The organism is Streptomyces sp. NPDC051105 (assembly GCF_040682795.1).
Taxonomy (GTDB): domain Bacteria; phylum Actinomycetota; class Actinomycetes; order Streptomycetales; family Streptomycetaceae; genus Streptomyces.
The window spans coordinates 244,934-259,658 of the sequence record NZ_JBFBBR010000003.1; the positions used below are offsets into that span (position 1 = coordinate 244,934).

Here is a 14,725-nt window from a genome sequence, read left to right on the forward strand (position 1 = left end):
TGGGCAACAGGATTGGCGGCGGGACGGGCGCCGCGACACGCGGCGCGCATGACTCTCAAGGAACTCCAAAGCTGGGAGCCCCCGGCTGTCGGTGGTCGCGCCGATACTGGAGGCATGACGGCTCCAGGCAGCACCGTGCTGATCGTGGAGGACGAGCCGAGCATCGCGGACGTCCTCGCCATCGCCCTGCGCTACCACCGCTTCGAGGTGATGACGGCCGGCACGGTCCGGGACGCCCTCACGCTGGCCGAGCGCACCCGCCCCGACGCCGCCCTGCTGGACGTGATGCTGCCGGACGGTGACGGCCGTGCCCTGGCCCGCGAACTGCGCGCCCGGCAGCCGGACCTGGCCCTGGTCTTCCTGACCGCGCGGGACGCGCCGGCGGAGATAGTCGGCGCGCTCGGCTACGGCGACGACTACATCACCAAGCCGTTCAACATCGACGAGGTCGTCGCCCGCATCGGCGCGGTGCTGCGCCGCACCCGCCCGGCCGACGTCATCCAGCAGCGCCCGCCGCTGCGCTACGGCGACCTGGAACTGGACGAGACGACGTACTCGGTGCACCGGGCCGGCCGCACGGTCGAGCTGACCCCGACCGAGTACGCGCTGCTGCGCTTCCTGGTGCGCAACGGCGGCCGGATCGTCCCCAAGGAGCAACTGCTCAGGCACGTCTGGCAGTACGAGCACGTGCCGTCCGAGTCGACCGTCGTGGAGACCTACATCAGCTATCTGCGGCGCAAGCTGGACGCCCTGGGCGCGCCGGTGATCACCACCCGGCGGGGCGTCGGATACGGCCTGGCATGAACGTCGGGAAGCGACGCCGGCACCGGCACGGCATGCACTCGCTGCGCGGCAAGCTGACCCTGGCCAATGTCGGCCTCCTCGCGGTCGGCATCGTGGCGGCGACCACCATCAGCATCATGGGCATGCGGCTGTACCTCCTCGACCAGGTGGACTCCTCGCTGCTCAAGATGCGGACCTCGCTGGGGAGTTCGGGGCTCACCCTGCGGCAGGTCGACTCCCTGGGCGCGCTCGGCGTCATCCGCGACCGGATGGTGCCGGCGGAGTCCGACCCGGCACCGGGCTCGATCTTCGCCGTGGTCGACGCCAAGGGCGACGCCGTCGAGGTCTTCGACATGGCGCCGACCGACGCCCAGCGCGGACTGGCGGCCGCCGTGCACGACCCGCGCGCCCTCGCCGCCGCCCCCGACCCGGCGGACGTCACCGTGCACGGCGCGATGTACCGGGTGACGGCGACCCGGCTCGCCGACGGCCCCTACATCCTGCTGGCCACCTCGACCGAGCTGCTGCACCACGGCATAGCCAAGGCGCTCCGGCTCGACTTCGCCGTCGGCGCGCTGCTGCTGGCACTGCTGGCCTGTCTGACCATGTTCAGCGTGCGCCGCCGGATGCTGCCGCTGGAGGACATGGTGGAGACGTCGTCGGCGATCGCCGAGGGCGACCTGACCCGGCGGGTGCCGTCGAGCCAGCATCCGACGGAGGAGGTCGAGCAGCTGCGGCTGGCCCTCAACTCGATGCTGCACCAGGTGGAGACGGCGTACCGGACGCGGGAGCGCAGCGCGGCCCAGCTGCGCCGGTTCGTCGCCGACGCGTCCCACGAGCTGCGGACGCCGCTCGCCGCCATCCGCGGCTATCTCCAGTTGTACGAGAAGGGGATGCTGAGCGAGCCCGGGGAGCGGCGGCGGGCCTGGGACCGGATGCACGGCGAGGTGGACCGGATGGGCCGGCTCGTCGACGAACTGCTGCTGCTGGCGCGGCTCGACCAGCGGCCCGAGATCCGGTTCCGGAACGTCGACGTGAGCCGGCTGGTGCGGGACGCGGCGGAGGACCTGCGGGCCCAGCAGCCGGGGCGGCCGATCGCGGTGAGCGCCGAAGGGGCGGTGCTGGTGCGGGCCGACGAGTCGGGGCTGCGGCAGGTGCTGGGGAACCTGGTGTCCAACGTCCGTACCCATACGCCGGTCGGGGCGGCGGTACGGCTGGGCGTGGAGCGGTCGGGCGCGGTGGTGCGGGTGTGTGTGGCCGACGAGGGGCCGGGGCTGGCGGAAGACGACGCCGCGCGGATCTTCGACCGGTTCTTCCGGGTGGGGAGCGCGGAGGGGAGCGGTCTGGGGATGGCGATCGTGCAGGGGGTGGTGGACGCGCATGGCGGGGAGGTGGCGGTGTGCACGGCGCCCGGAGAAGGGCTTGCCGTGACGGTGACGTTGAGGTGCGGGTGAGGGTGCGGGTGGGTGGAGGCCGAGGACGCCTAGGCCGGGGACGCTTCTAGGATCCGGTCAGAACAAGGGCCCACACCGTCTTTCCGTGATCGCCCCTGCTCCAGACCCCCCACGCCGCCGCGATCGTCTCCACCAAGTGCAGCCCCCGGCCCGTCTCGTCGTCCTCCCGGACGATCCGGAGCCGGGGCTCCACCCGGCCCTCGTCGGAGACCTCGATCAGACACGAGCCGTCCGACAGCGCCGTCACCGCCACCTCGAACTCCCTCTCGAGCAGCGGGCCGTGGCGTACGACGTTGGTGGCCAGCTCGGACACCAGAACCATGGCGTCACCGACCGCCGGGTCGCCCGGGCCGTGCCCCCAGTCGGCCAGATGGTCCCGGACCCGGTGCCGGGCCAGGCCCACGGACGCCGGATGCCGTGGCAGCCGGAAGGAGTTGCGTCTCAGCACGTCTGCTCCTCACCCCACGCACACCTCCGTCACATGGTGCCGCGCCGGGTGTCCGCCCCCGTCAGATCCAGTCCAGACTCCACAGGCGGAACAGGCCTGTGCTGTCCGTGAGGTACTGGGCGCCGCCCACGTCCTCGCTGCTGACGACGTAGTCCGTGCGCTGCCAGAGCGGGATCAGCGGCACGTCGTTCGCCACGTCCGTCTGGATGTTGCGGAAGTCCGAGTCGACGCGGGCCCGGTCGGCGAACTGCTGGCTGTGCTGGATGAGGCTGTCGACGGCCTTGTTGCTGTAGCCGGTACTCATCACGGAGTCGCTGCCGACCAGGGAGGCGCCGAAGGTGTCCGGGTCGGGGTAGTCGGCGACCCAGCCGACCGCCCAGGCGTCCATCTTGCCCGTGGCCCACGACTTCTGGAAGTCGGTCCACTCGTATCCCTTGACGTCGACCTTGAACAGGCCGCCCGCCTCCAGCTGCTTCTTCAGCGCGGCGGCCTCCTCGGCTCCCGCGCCGTGGCCGATGCCGTAGCCGAAGGTGAACTCGACCGGGGTGCTGACGCCGGCCTGCTGCAGCAGCGCCTTCGCCTTGTCGACGCTCTGCGACGGGTACTGGTCGAAGAAGGACGTGGTGTGGCCGGTGAGGCCGGTCGGGATCAGCGAGTACAGCGGCTCCACCGTCCCGTCGTACACGGTGGAGGCCAGCTTCTCGCGATCGACCAGCCAGGCCAGCGCCCGGCGCACGAGGACGTCGTGCAGGGCGGAGTTCTTACGGGTGTTGAAGTACAGGTTGCGGGTCTCGGCGCTGTCGGACACCGTGACGCGCTGGCCGGGGTCGCTCGGCGAGAGCTTGGACACCATGGCCGGCGGCAGCGTGCGGGTGGCGACGTCGATCGTCTTCGCCTTGTACGCGCTGCTGAGCTTGGCCGAGTCGGCGTAGTAGTCCAGCTTGATGGGGCGGCCGGAGCCGCTGATGTCGCCCTTGTAGTCGCCGTTGGGCTGCAGGGACGCCTGCTTGCCCTTCACGTACGACGTCAGGCGGTACGGGCCGGTGCCGTCCACCGAGTTGTCGGTGCGCAGCCCGTTCGCCGGGTACTTGTCCTTGTCGACGATCGAACCGGCGCCGGTGGCCACCTTGTACGGGAACGTCGCGTCCGGGGACGACAGGTGGAAGGTCACGGTCTTGCCGGAGGCGGTGACCGACGAGAGCGTCGAGAACAGGGAAGCCGGTCCGACGTCGGAGTTGATCTTCTTGACCCGGTCGAAGGAGAACTTCACGTCCTCGGCGGTCATCGCCCGGCCGCTCGGGAAGGTGATCCCGTCGCGGATCACACACCGGTACGTCCGCAGACCGGAGTCCGTGAAGTCACAGCTCTGGGCCGCGTCCGGGACCGGCTGGACGCCGCCGGGCTCGAAGGTGAGCAGCGACTGGAAGATGTTGTTGAACAACGCCCAGGAACCGGCGTCGTAGGCGCCTGCCGGGTCGAGCGAGGTGACGGCGTCGGTCGTACCGACGGTGATCGTCTTGTTCTTGTTCTCCTGCGACGGCAGCAGCTGCCAGCCGCCGATCCCCACGATCGCCAGTACGAGAAGCGTCACGAGAATCCGCATGCGAACAGATCGCACGGTTGGTGCCCTCCCCAGGACCCGCACGGGCCCGTTCCAGGCCCTGCCCAGGCCCTCCACAAGTGTCACTCCCCTAAGTGACGCGGCTCACCTAACCACAGGTGTTTCGTGTGGGGGAAGAGTGATCTGGCTAGATGAGGAAGAACTTACCGAACGCTTGTTTCCCCCGGATTTCACAGCTCCTCCACAGGTCTCCGGCGTTCAGGCCTGCTTCGACGCCAGTTCGACGACCGTGATGTCGGAGGGTGCCCAGACGCGCGTGGGCGGGCCCCAGGCCCCGGCACCCCGGGAGACGTACAGCTGGGTGTCGCCGTAGCGGTCGAGGCCCGCGACGGTCGGGTTGGCCGCGGCCGCGACGAGGTTGCCGGGCCAGAGCTGGCCGCCGTGGGTGTGGCCGGAGAGCTGGAGGTCGACGTGGCGGCGGACGGCCTCATGGATCTGGACCGGCTGGTGGGCGAGGAGCACGCAGGCGCGGGCCGGGTCCCGGTCGCCGAGCGCCCGGCCGAAGTCCGGGCCCTGACCGGTGCTTTCGCCGGCGATGTCGTTCACGCCCGCGAGGTCGAAATGAGCCAGTTCGGTACGGGCGTTCTCCAGCGGGCGGAGGCCGAGCCGGCGTACCTCCTCGACCCACTGGGCGGCGCCGGAGAAGTACTCGTGGTTGCCGGTGACGAAGAAGGCCCCGTGTCGTGCCGACAGCTGGGCAAGGGGGGCGGCGGCGGGGCCGAGGTCCTTGACGCTGCCGTCGACGAGGTCGCCGACGACCGCGATCAGGTCTGGCTGGGTGGCGTTGATCGTGTCCACGACCCGCTGCGCGAAGCCGCGGCCGAGGATGGGGCCGAGGTGGATGTCGCTCACCACGGCGATGCGGTAACCGTGGGCGGCCCGGGGGAGTTTGGCGAGCGGGACGGTGACGCGTTTCACGCGGGGGCCGCGGAGTACTCCGTAGGTTCCCAGGCCGACGGTGGTGACCGCAGCGGTCGCGGCTGCGCCGCCGACGATTCGGGAGACGATCAGGCGGCGGGTGAGGTTGCTATGACTCGGGATGGTTTCGGTAGGTTGTGACAGTTGCTCGTCGCTGGGGCTGGTCGCGCCCACGCGGCGGTAGCCGCATATCCGATACAGCCCCGCGCCCCTTACGGGGCGCTCCGATTCGGGGCGCTCCGAGGCGGGGCGCTCCGGTTCGGGGCGCTCCGAGGCGGGGCGCTCCGGTTCGGGGCGCTCCGAGGCGGGGCGCTCCGGTTCGGGGCGCTCCGAGGCGAGGCGCTTCAGAAGGCGGCTCAGCAGGGGGCGTATGACCTCCCCCGCCACCACCGCCAGCAGCAGGTACAGCGACAGGGCCATCCACAGGAAGCCCGGCCAGGCCAGCGTTTGCTGCAGGGGGAACGGGGCGTGGCCGACCTCGGTGGAGAGGGCCGCGACCATCAGGACCGGGCCGATGACGAACGCGGCCGTGCCGAGCCGGCGGGACCGGCCCCAGCCCGTCGTCGTGTCCCGCACCAGGCGACGCCAGAGGTACCAGTACAGGCCCGCCACCACGGCCAGGGCGAGGAGCGCGAAGACGATGATCACCCTGCCGTGCCTCTTTCTATGACATTCGGCCTATGACGTTCGGCGCAGTGCGCGCACTCCGCGCAACCCGATGCCCCCGATGACCGTCCCCAATACGAAGGAAACGACGGCCAGTGTCAGGTGAACCCAGAAGTACGCCGTGGGATGGCCGTCGTCGAAAGCGAGACCGCTGCCGTCCTTGACCAGATTCTTGATGAAAGTGATCCAGATGAACCAAGACCACACTCCGAACGCGAGCAGGAACCAGGACACCGGACGGCTGAGCTTCATGGGTTCAGTATCGCCGTCGGCTGTCCGGTTCCGTGTCCGGGGTGGGGTCGGTGGCGGGACTTCGCCCTCCGTGCCGGGTACGTTCTCGTCCGTGTCCGCACCGAAGTCCCCGGCCGGCCGATCTCTGCTGGTCGCCTCCGCCGCCCTGCTGTCCCTGTCGCTCACCGCGCCGGCCGCGCTCGCCGCGCCCACACCCTCGACCAGTCCGTCGGCCACTCCCCCGGCGCGCATGTCGACGGTCGGCGGCACCCGGCTCGGGCAGCCCGGTACCCAGGTCGATCTGGCCGCCGGCGTGCCGGTGCTGCCGAAGGACATCACGGCGCGTTCCTGGATCGTCTCCGACGCCGAGTCGGGCGAGGTGCTCGCCGCGCACAACGCGCACTGGCGGCTGCCCCCGGCGAGCACCCTGAAGATGCTGTTCGCGGACACCGTGCTGCCGCGGTTCCCGAAGTCGACCCCGCACAAGGTGCTGCCGACCGACCTCGCGGGCATGGGCGCGGGTTCCAGCCTGGTGGGGATAAAGGAGGGCCAGACCTACACGGTCCACGACCTCTGGCTCGGTGTCTTCCTTCGCTCCGGCAACGACGCCGTGCACGTGCTGTCCGCGATGAACGGCGGTGTCGAGCAGACCGTCAAGGACATGCAGTCCCACGCCGACGACCTCCAGGCGCTGGACACGCACGTGGTGAGCCCGGACGGGTACGACGCGGCCGGGCAGGTGTCGTCGGCGTACGACCTGTCGTTGTTCGCCCGTTCCGGGCTGCAGAAGAAGGACTTCCGGGAGTACTGCTCGACCGTGCGGGCCGCGTTCCCGGGCGAGACGACGAAGAACGCCAAGGGCAAGTCGGTCCGTGAGTCCTTCGAGATCCAGAACACCAACCGGCTGCTCAGCGGCGACACCGACGTGCCGGTCTACCAGGGCATCGCGGGTGTGAAGAACGGCAACACCACCAACGCGGGCGCCACCTTCACCGGGGTCGCGGAGCGGGGCGGCAAGGTGCTGCTGGTCACCGTGATGAACCCGGAGAAGAAGGAGCACAACGAGGTCTACAAGGAGACCGCCAAGCTGTTCGACTGGGGTTTCCAGGCGGCCGGCAAGGTGACTCCGGTGGGCGAGCTGGTTCCGCCGAAGGGAGCGGTGGACTCCAGTACCCCGCCGGGGGCGACCGCCTCGGCATCCGCGCCCGGTTCCGATCCCGATCCCGACTCCGGGAAGGGTGCCAGTTCGACGCCGGTGGCCGCCGCCTCCGCCGACGGCTCCAGCGGGGTCGGGGTCGCGCTGGGGATCGCGGGCGGGGCGCTGGTGCTGCTCCTGGGCGCGGCGTTCCTGGTCAACCGCCGTTGGCCGCTGCCGGATCTGGTACGTCGGCGGACTCGTCCGTGATCTCGGTGCTGCTCTCGGTCGCCGTCCAGGCGGCGCAGAACAGGACGAGTTTCGAGGTGAAGTTGATCCACAGCAGCAGGGCGACCGGCACGCCGAACGCGCCGTACATGCTCTTCGTGGCGACGCCCTGGATGTAGCCGCTGAGCAGCAGCTTGAGGAGTTCGAAGCCGATCGCGCCGATCAGTGCCGCGACCAGCAGGCGGCGGCGCGGCGGTTCGACCCCGGGCAGCAGGGTGAGGGCGTAGAGCAGCACCAGGAAGTCGGCGACCACCGCGACGACGAACGCGATGACGCGCAGCAGCAGGCTGCCCCAGCTGTGCTTGTCTATGCCGAGCTGTCCGGCCGTCCAGCCGATCGCCGCCGTGGCGAGCGTGGAGACGGCGAGGGTGACCAGCAGCGCGCCGCCGAGGCCGATCAGGATGCCCGCGTCCTTGGCCTTGGCGACGATCGGGTTCTTGTCCTTGTCCGGCAGTTCCCACACCGCGCGCAGGCAGTCCCGCATCTGGCCGACCCAGCCGATGCCGGTGAACAGCAGGACGGCACCGGCGATGAGACCGACGGTGCCGGCGTTCTGCACCAGGGAGTTGATGTCCAGCTGGTCGGAGATCCCCGGGAACTGGTCGGCGATCTTGCCCTCCAGGCTGTGCTGCCGTGAATCGCTCAGGGTGGCGGCGGCGATCGCGGCGCCCACGGTCAGCAGCGGGAAGAGCGCGATGAAGCTGATGAAGGTCATGGCGGCGGCCAGCCGGGCCCACTTCACCCGGTCGAGCCGCTCGTACGACCGCCACGCGTGCGTGTGCATCAGCCAGCCCACGAGCGGGCCTACGACGGGAAGTTTTCTCAGCCACTCCATGATCCGACTCTGCCCTCCGCGCGGAAGACCAATGTACGGGTACCCCAGAAGCGCACAACCGTGGCGAGCGCCATCCCGACGACCGCGCCGGAGACGGTGTCGGCGCGCTGTGAGGTGAGACCCAGACCGTAGTGGCTGACGGCGAGGCAGAGCAGCTGGACCAGGGCGCCGGCGAGGTTGACGGCGACGAAGGCGGCGTAGGGGCGCAGCCCGGACAGGCGCGCGTGGCGGTAGGTGCCGCGCGCGTTGCCGAGGTAGGCGACCGTGCAGCCGGCGAGGAACGACAGGGACTTGGCGGTGAGCGGGTCGAGGGCGGCCGGGCCGCGCAGGCAGCTGAAGAGGGTGAGGTCGGCGGCGTAGGCGAGCAGACCGACGGTCGCGAAGCCGATCAGCTCGCGCGGGGGCGGGGGGCTCGCGCGGGCGGGCCGCGGGCGCGCGGTCACCAGCGGGCCACCGCGAGCCCGTACATCGCGAGCCAGGCCAGGCCGATCAGGGCGAGGGCGCGGTCGCGCAGGACGACGTCCTCGGGCTCGCCGGCGGTACCCCGGTCGGCGAAGACGGCGTAGCGCAGGATCGCCAGGATGAACGCGACCATGGACAGCTGACGCCACGGCAGCAGGCCCGCCGCGGGGGTGTGGCGGCCCTCCAGGGCCCACAGGCAGTAGGCGAGGACGGCGACCCCGGCGGCGAGTTGCCAGACGAAGCGGAGGTAGCCGGTGGTGTATTCGGTGAGCAACGCGCGCGTGGCGCCCGCATTCCCGGCCAGTTGCACGGCCTCGGAGTAGCGCTTGGCCGACACCATGAAGAGCGCGCCGAAGCCGGTGGTGATCAGGAACCAGCGGGACAGCGGGATGCCGAGCGCGACCCCGCCGATCACCGCCCGCATCAGGAAACCGGTGGTGACGACGACGAGGTCGACCACCAGGACGTGCTTCAGGGCGACGCAGTACGCCAGTTGCATGCCCAGGTAGGCGATCAGGAGGGCCGGGACGAGGGGCGGGGTCAGCCAGGCCGCGAGCAGCGGTCCCAGGACGGCCAGGACGCCTCCTGCCGCGTAGGCGACGGGGACCGGGACCCGGCCCGCGGCGACCGGACGGCGGCACTTGGTGGGGTGGGCGCGGTCGGCGTCCGCGTCCCGGGCGTCGTTGATCAGGTAGACGGCGGCGGCGCAGGCCGTGAAGAGGACGAAGGTGACGGTGAGGGTCAGGAGCGCGGGTCCGGAGAAGAGCCGGCCGGCGGCGGCCGGGGCGGCGATGACGAGGGTGTTCTTGACCCACTGCTTGGGCCGGGTGGTCTTCAACAGGCCCTTGAGGAGGCCGCCTGGGGTGACACGCGCGCGTGCCGGTGCGTTCGCTGGTCCGTGCGCAGGTCCGTGCGCTGGTTCTTGCGCAGGTCCGTGCGCTGGTCCGTGCGCAGGTCCGTGCGCTGGTTCTTGCGCTGGTTCGTGCGGCCGGGCGGGGTGGCCGCGCTGCTCGTGCAGATTCGTTTCAGCAGTGCCGTCGGCGGTCGCTCCGGTGGCGGCGTGCGCGGTCTCGGTCACCCACGCCTCCCCGCGTACGAGGCACCCGGCACTCCCCCGCACATCCATCGCCCCCCGGCGCGCGCCGTGAGCGCCCCCAGGGCCGCGCCCGCCGCGACGTCCGTCGGGTAGTGCACGCCGACGACCAGCCGGGAGAGGCACATGGCGGCCGCCAGGGGCGCGAGGGCGGGCGCGCCGAGCGCCCCGAAGGCGACGGCGGCGGCCGCGGCGGAGGCGGCGTGCGAGCTGGGGAAGGAGTGCCGGCCCATGGTGCGCACCCGGGGCCGGACGTGCGCGGGGCGCGCACGGCGCACGAGCCGTTTGACGCCGATGCTGCCGAGGTGCGCGCCCGCGACGAGCGCCGTGCCGCGCAGCCAGGCACCGCGCCGCGCGCCGTCCACGGCGGCCCCGGCAAGGCCCGCCGCGAGCCAGAGCACGCCGTGCTCACCGGCGAGGGAGAGACCGCGCGCGGCCGACGCGACGCGTGGATCGGCACCGCAGGCGTGCAGCGCGAAGAGGATCCGGTGGTCCATGTCGTCCATTGGACTCACTGTTCACCTTGACCACGCCAAAGCGACGACCATATTGAGCGACATTCCGATAATCACCCGTTTCGGGGAGTCAGGTGATCTTCCGTAACCAATCGCCAATAGCACTCATAACACCCATACGGCAGCGATACGGTCGTCCCTATGCCTGGAAAGCCTGGAGGGCCCGCAGGTCCCGCCGAGTCCGCACCCCCCGGAACCACCGTCCCCGTCACCGGCTGGGGCCGCACCGCCCCCACCGCCGCCCACCTGATCCGTCCCCGGACGTACCAGGAGGCCGCGAACGCGATCCGGAACTGCGGGGTGCGCGGCGGGATCGCGCGGGGCCTGGGGCGGGCCTACGGCGACGCGGCGCAGAACGCCGGCGGCGCCGTGCTCGACATGACGGGCCTCGACCGCATCCATGCCATCGACGCCGACGGCGGCACCCTCCTGTGCGACGCGGGGGTCTCCCTGCACCGCCTGACGGAGGTCCTGCTGCCGCTCGGCTGGTTCGTCCCGGTGACCCCGGGGACTCGCCAGGTGACGGTGGGCGGCGCGATCGGCGCCGACATCCACGGCAAGAACCACCATGTCTCGGGATCCTTCTCCCGTCACGTGCTGTCCTTCGAACTCCTCACCGCCGACGGCCAGGTCCGCACGGTGAGCCGCGGCACCCCGCTGTTCGACGCGACGGCCGGCGGCATGGGTCTGACCGGAGTGATCCTCACGGCGACCGTCCGCCTCCTCCCGGTCGAGACGTCGTACATGACGGTCGACACCGAACGCGCCACCGACCTCGACGACCTGATGAACCGCCTGACCACCACGGACCACCGCTACCGCTACTCGGTCGCCTGGATCGATCTGCTCGCGCGCGGGGCGGCGACCGGGCGCGCGGTGCTCACGCGGGGCGACCACGCGCCCCGGGAGGCGCTCGGCGAGGGCACACGCGCCGGGCGTGCACCACTGGACTTCCGCCCCCGTCGGCTTCCGGCCGCCCCCGCGTTCGTCCCCGAAGGCCTCCTGGGCCGCACCACCGTCGGTCTCTTCAACGAACTCTGGTACCGCAAGGCGCCACGCGCGCGTACCGGCCAACTCCAGCGCATCTCCGCGTTCTTCCACCCCCTGGACGGCGTCCCGCACTGGAACCGCGTCTACGGCCGCGGCGGCTTCGTGCAGTACCAGTTCGTCGTCGGATACGGCCGGGAGGACGCCCTGCGCCGGATCGTGGCCCGTATCTCCGAGCGCCGCTGCCCGTCCTTCCTGGCCGTCCTCAAGCGCTTCGGCGACGCCGACCCCGGCTGGCTCTCCTTCCCCGTGCCCGGCTGGACCCTCGCCCTCGACATCCCGGCCGCCCTGCCCGGCCTCGGCGCCTTCCTCGACGAACTGGACGAGGAGGTCGCCGGCGCCGGCGGCCGCGTCTACCTCGCCAAGGACGCCCGGCTGCGGCCCGACCTGCTCGCCGCGATGTATCCACGGCTCGCCGACTTCCGCGCGCTGCGCGCGGAGTTGGACCCGCGCGGGGTGTTCGTCTCCGACCTGTCCCGCCGTCTCGGCCTCTAGGAGCTGATCGCTGTCATGAAGGACGCCTTCGGAATGCCCCAGTCCCTGCTCGTCCTCGGCGGTACGTCCGAGATCGCGCTGGCCACCGCGCGCCGGCTGATCGCCCGCCGTACCCGCACGGTCTGGCTGGCCGGCCGCCCCTCCCCCGCGCTCGACCACGCCGCCGGGCATCTGCGCACCCTGGGTGCCGACGTCCGCACCGTCCCCTTCGACGCGCTCGACCCCGAGTCCCACGAGACCGCCCTCGGCAAGGTCTTCGCCGAGGGCGACATCGACATGGTGCTGCTGGCCTTCGGCGTCCTGGGCGACCAGGCGACCGACGAGCGGGAGCCGGCGAAGGCCGTCCGGGTGGCGCAGACCAACTACACGGGCGCCGTCTCGGCGGGCCTGGTCAGCGCACGGGCCCTGCAGACGCAGGGCCACGGCTCCCTGGTGGTCCTGTCGTCGGTGGCCGGGGAGCGGGCGCGGCGCTCCAACTTCATCTACGGCTCCAGCAAGGCGGGCCTGGACGCGTTCGCCCAGGGCCTGGGCGACGCGCTGCACGGGACGGGCGTGCACGTGATGGTCGTACGGCCGGGGTTCGTGCGGTCGCGGATGACGGCGGGGCTGGAGGAAGCGCCCCTGGCCACGACCCCGGAGGCGGTGGCGACGGCGATCGAGACGGGTCTGCGGCGGCGCTCGGAGGTGGTGTGGGTACCGGGGGCGCTGCGGGTGGTGATGGCGGCGCTGCGGCACGCACCGCGGTCGGTGTTCCGACGGCTACCGATCTGACGACGGCCACGAGGGCGCACCTTCAGGGGCGTGGGGCCGTGTCGGCGCGGCCACCGCCGCGTGGGCGCGCCAGGGCCCCCAACCGGCCCGCCACTACCGGCGGGCGATGGTCCCCCGCTCCGCGTGCCCCACCTGAGGCGGCACGACGGAGCCCCCGAACACGTAGTCGTGCAGCTTCCGCCACACACCGTCGGAACCCTGCTCGTACAGCGCGAACCCCATGCAGGACCACTCGGCCTCGTACTCCGCCAGCTCCGTGAAGGCCCGGTCCATCGCCGCCTCGTCGATCCCGTGCGCGACGGTGACATGCGGGTGGTACGGGAACTGCAGCTCGCGGTCGAGCGGCCCGGAGGCGGCGCGGACCCGCTGCTGGAGCCAGGTGCAGTCGTCCGCCCCCTGGACCACCCGGACGTACACGACCGGCGAAAGGGGCCGGAACGTGCCCGTGCCGCACAGCCGCATGGGGAACGGCCGGCCCACGGCGGCGACCTCGCCGAGGTGGGCCCGCACGGCGGCCAGCTCGCCCTCGGCGATCTCGGTGGGCGGCAACAGCGTGACGTGCGTGGGGATGCCGTGGGCCGCGGCGTCGCCGAAGCCCACGCGCCGCTCCTGGAGCAGGCTGCCGTGAGGCTCCGGGACCGCGATCGACACGCCGATCGTTACGGTCCCCACGTCATCTCCTGTCGGTCGTGTTGGTCGGACGCGTGTCGGGTTCGTACCCGGCCGTCCGGCTATCGACTGTACGACCACGGCCGCCTTCCGGGCAGCCGTGGCCGAAGTGATGTGCAGCGCTCCCGTGCGCTCCCCGGGGCTTCCGAGCGCCCCCGGTGCCTCGCTCGGTACCGTCGGCACTCCGCTCAGTGCTTGGCGGGCAGGAAGCCGACCCTGTCGTAGGCCTGGGCCAGGGTCTCCGCGGCGACGGCGCGGGCCTTCTCCGCGCCCTTGGCGAGGACCGAGTCGAGCGTCTCCGGGTCGTCCAGGTACTGCTGGGTGCGCTCCCGGAACGGGGTCACGAAGTCGACCATGATGTCGGCGAGGTCCGTCTTGAGCGCGCCGTACATCTTGCCCTCGTACTCCTGCTCCAGCTCGGCGATCGACTTGCCGGTGAGGGTGGAGTAGATGGTGAGGAGGTTGCTGACGCCCGGCTTGAGCACCGCGTCGTAGCGGATCACGGTGTCCGTGTCGGTGACCGCGCTCTTGACCTTCTTCGCCGTCGCCTTCGGCTCGTCGAGGAGGTTGACGAGGCCCTTCGGCGTGGACGCCGACTTGCTCATCTTGATCGAGGGGTCCTGGAGGTCGTAGATCTTCGCCGTCTCCCTGAGGATGTACGGCTTCGGGATCACGAAGGTCTCGCCGAAGCGGCCGTTGAAGCGCTCGGCGAGGTCGCGGGTGAGCTCGATGTGCTGGCGCTGGTCCTCGCCGACCGGCACCTCGTGCGCCTGGTAGAGCAGGATGTCGGCGACCTGGAGGATCGGGTACGTGAACAGGCCGACGCTGGCGCGGTCCGCGCCCTGCTTGGCCGCCTTGTCCTTGAACTGGGTCATCCGGCCGGCCTCGCCGAAGCCGGTGAGGCAGTTCATGACCCAGGCGAGCTGGGCGTGCTCGGGGACGTGGCTCTGCACGAAGAGGGTGCAGCGGTCCGGGTCCAGGCCGGCGGCGAGCAGCTGGGCGGCGGCGAGGCGGGTGTTGGCGCGCAGGTCGGCGGGATCCTGCGGGATCGTGATCGCGTGCAGGTCGACGACCATGTAGAAGGCGTCGTGGGACTCCTGGAGGGCCACCCACTGGCGGACGGCGCCGAGGTAGTTGCCCAGGTGGAACGAGCCGGCGGTGGGCTGGATGCCGGAGAGCACGCGGGGTCGATCAGAGGCCATGCTCACCATTCTCGCAGAGGGTGAGGGTGGGATCGGTCTCCGCGGTGGGGGTTGTTCGGTGCGCGGGGGACTGCGGCGCCGTTGTGGCCGGT

Annotated in this window: 15 protein-coding genes; 5 read left to right on the top strand and 10 right to left on the bottom strand. The window is 71.4% G+C overall.

Going from position 1 to position 14,725, the window contains the following annotated elements; translation table 11 throughout:
* Positions 1-114: 114 nt before the first annotated feature.
* Together AB0N16_RS08555 and AB0N16_RS08560 are read left to right on the top strand one after the other, a co-directional pair.
* A complete protein-coding gene (locus AB0N16_RS08555; protein WP_365794478.1) occupies positions 115-804 on the top strand; it encodes a response regulator transcription factor in 690 nt (229 codons plus the stop codon).
* Positions 801-2,237 carry a HAMP domain-containing sensor histidine kinase gene (locus AB0N16_RS08560; protein WP_365794480.1) on the top strand — a complete coding sequence of 479 codons (1,437 nt, stop codon included), beginning with the start codon at positions 801-803 and terminating at the stop codon, positions 2,235-2,237. Before AB0N16_RS08555 ends, AB0N16_RS08560 begins: the two co-directional genes overlap by 4 nt.
* Before the next feature lie 46 nt (positions 2,238-2,283).
* On the opposite strand, the gene AB0N16_RS08565 is transcribed toward AB0N16_RS08560, so the two are convergent.
* The 4 genes from AB0N16_RS08565 to AB0N16_RS08580 form a co-directional block, all read right to left on the bottom strand.
* Complete coding sequence (locus AB0N16_RS08565; protein WP_365794482.1) at positions 2,284-2,685, bottom strand: ATP-binding protein; 402 nt, start codon at positions 2,683-2,685, stop codon at positions 2,284-2,286.
* A 61-nt stretch (positions 2,686-2,746) separates the two neighbouring features.
* Complete coding sequence (locus AB0N16_RS08570; RefSeq protein WP_365794484.1) at positions 2,747-4,288, bottom strand: ABC transporter substrate-binding protein; 1,542 nt, start codon at positions 4,286-4,288, stop codon at positions 2,747-2,749.
* Positions 4,289-4,504: 216 nt separating this feature from the next.
* A complete protein-coding gene (locus tag AB0N16_RS08575; RefSeq protein ID WP_365794486.1) occupies positions 4,505-5,872 on the bottom strand; it encodes a metallophosphoesterase in 1,368 nt (455 codons plus the stop codon).
* A 30-nt stretch (positions 5,873-5,902) separates the two neighbouring features.
* Positions 5,903-6,142: a hypothetical protein gene (locus AB0N16_RS08580; RefSeq protein ID WP_360487833.1), complete on the bottom strand. Its 240-nt coding sequence runs from the start codon at positions 6,140-6,142 to the stop codon at positions 5,903-5,905.
* Between the two features lie 91 nt (positions 6,143-6,233).
* Here AB0N16_RS08580 and AB0N16_RS08585 point away from each other — a divergent pair, with 91 nt between their 5' ends.
* Entirely contained in the window at positions 6,234-7,526 is a 1,293-nt protein-coding gene (locus AB0N16_RS08585; protein ID WP_365794488.1) for a D-alanyl-D-alanine carboxypeptidase, read from the top strand.
* Here the strand turns inward: AB0N16_RS08585 and AB0N16_RS08590 are convergent.
* From AB0N16_RS08590 to AB0N16_RS08605, 4 genes are all read right to left on the bottom strand, one after another.
* Positions 7,474-8,379, bottom strand: coding sequence for a YihY/virulence factor BrkB family protein (locus AB0N16_RS08590; protein ID WP_365794490.1), 906 nt, complete (start codon positions 8,377-8,379; stop codon positions 7,474-7,476). The two genes, AB0N16_RS08585 and AB0N16_RS08590, sit on opposite strands and share 53 nt — an antisense overlap.
* Entirely contained in the window at positions 8,367-8,822 is a 456-nt protein-coding gene (locus AB0N16_RS08595; RefSeq protein WP_365794492.1) for a GtrA family protein, read from the bottom strand. Before AB0N16_RS08595 ends, AB0N16_RS08590 begins: the two co-directional genes overlap by 13 nt.
* On the bottom strand, positions 8,819-9,682 hold the full coding sequence (locus tag AB0N16_RS08600; protein ID WP_365795212.1) for a decaprenyl-phosphate phosphoribosyltransferase: 864 nt from the start codon (positions 9,680-9,682) through the stop codon (positions 8,819-8,821). The genes AB0N16_RS08595 and AB0N16_RS08600 overlap by 4 nt, the downstream gene beginning before the upstream one ends.
* Positions 9,683-9,915: 233 nt before the next feature.
* Positions 9,916-10,440, bottom strand: a complete 525-nt coding sequence (locus AB0N16_RS08605; protein ID WP_365794494.1) for a phosphatase PAP2 family protein — start codon at positions 10,438-10,440, stop codon at positions 9,916-9,918.
* Positions 10,441-10,590: 150 nt separating this feature from the next.
* On the opposite strand from AB0N16_RS08605, the gene AB0N16_RS08610 reads away from it, so the two are divergent.
* Both AB0N16_RS08610 and AB0N16_RS08615 read left to right on the top strand, forming a co-directional pair.
* Positions 10,591-11,991, top strand: a complete 1,401-nt coding sequence (locus AB0N16_RS08610; protein WP_365794496.1) for an FAD-binding oxidoreductase — start codon at positions 10,591-10,593, stop codon at positions 11,989-11,991.
* Between the two features lie 15 nt (positions 11,992-12,006).
* Positions 12,007-12,762 (top strand): decaprenylphospho-beta-D-erythro-pentofuranosid-2-ulose 2-reductase, encoded by a 756-nt coding sequence (locus AB0N16_RS08615; protein ID WP_365794498.1) that lies wholly within the window; start codon positions 12,007-12,009, stop codon positions 12,760-12,762.
* A 93-nt stretch (positions 12,763-12,855) separates the two neighbouring features.
* Here the strand turns inward: AB0N16_RS08615 and AB0N16_RS08620 are convergent, their stop codons facing one another.
* Together AB0N16_RS08620 and trpS are read right to left on the bottom strand one after the other, a co-directional pair.
* Positions 12,856-13,434, bottom strand: coding sequence for a 2'-5' RNA ligase family protein (locus AB0N16_RS08620; protein ID WP_365794500.1), 579 nt, complete (start codon positions 13,432-13,434; stop codon positions 12,856-12,858).
* A gap of 185 nt (positions 13,435-13,619) precedes the next feature.
* Positions 13,620-14,633, bottom strand: a complete 1,014-nt coding sequence (gene trpS, locus AB0N16_RS08625; protein ID WP_365794502.1) for a tryptophan--tRNA ligase — start codon at positions 14,631-14,633, stop codon at positions 13,620-13,622.
* Between the last annotated feature and the right edge of the window lie 92 nt (positions 14,634-14,725).

What these genes read in the sequence shown, in the direction of transcription:
- AB0N16_RS08610 (WP_365794496.1), top strand. Translation starts at nt 10,591, where the DNA reads ATGCCTGGAAAGCCTGGAGGGCCCGCAGGTCCCGCCGAGTCCGCACCC.
- AB0N16_RS08580 (WP_360487833.1), bottom strand. Translation starts at nt 6,142, where the DNA reads ATGAAGCTCAGCCGTCCGGTGTCCTGGTTCCTGCTCGCGTTCGGAGTG.
- trpS (WP_365794502.1), bottom strand. Translation starts at nt 14,633, where the DNA reads ATGGCCTCTGATCGACCCCGCGTGCTCTCCGGCATCCAGCCCACCGCC.
- AB0N16_RS08590 (WP_365794490.1), bottom strand. Translation starts at nt 8,379, where the DNA reads ATGGAGTGGCTGAGAAAACTTCCCGTCGTAGGCCCGCTCGTGGGCTGG.
- AB0N16_RS08555 (WP_365794478.1), top strand. Translation starts at nt 115, where the DNA reads ATGACGGCTCCAGGCAGCACCGTGCTGATCGTGGAGGACGAGCCGAGC.
- AB0N16_RS08605 (WP_365794494.1), bottom strand. Translation starts at nt 10,440, where the DNA reads ATGGACGACATGGACCACCGGATCCTCTTCGCGCTGCACGCCTGCGGT.
- AB0N16_RS08560 (WP_365794480.1), top strand. Translation starts at nt 801, where the DNA reads ATGAACGTCGGGAAGCGACGCCGGCACCGGCACGGCATGCACTCGCTG.
- AB0N16_RS08570 (WP_365794484.1), bottom strand. Translation starts at nt 4,288, where the DNA reads ATGCGGATTCTCGTGACGCTTCTCGTACTGGCGATCGTGGGGATCGGC.
- AB0N16_RS08615 (WP_365794498.1), top strand. Translation starts at nt 12,007, where the DNA reads ATGAAGGACGCCTTCGGAATGCCCCAGTCCCTGCTCGTCCTCGGCGGT.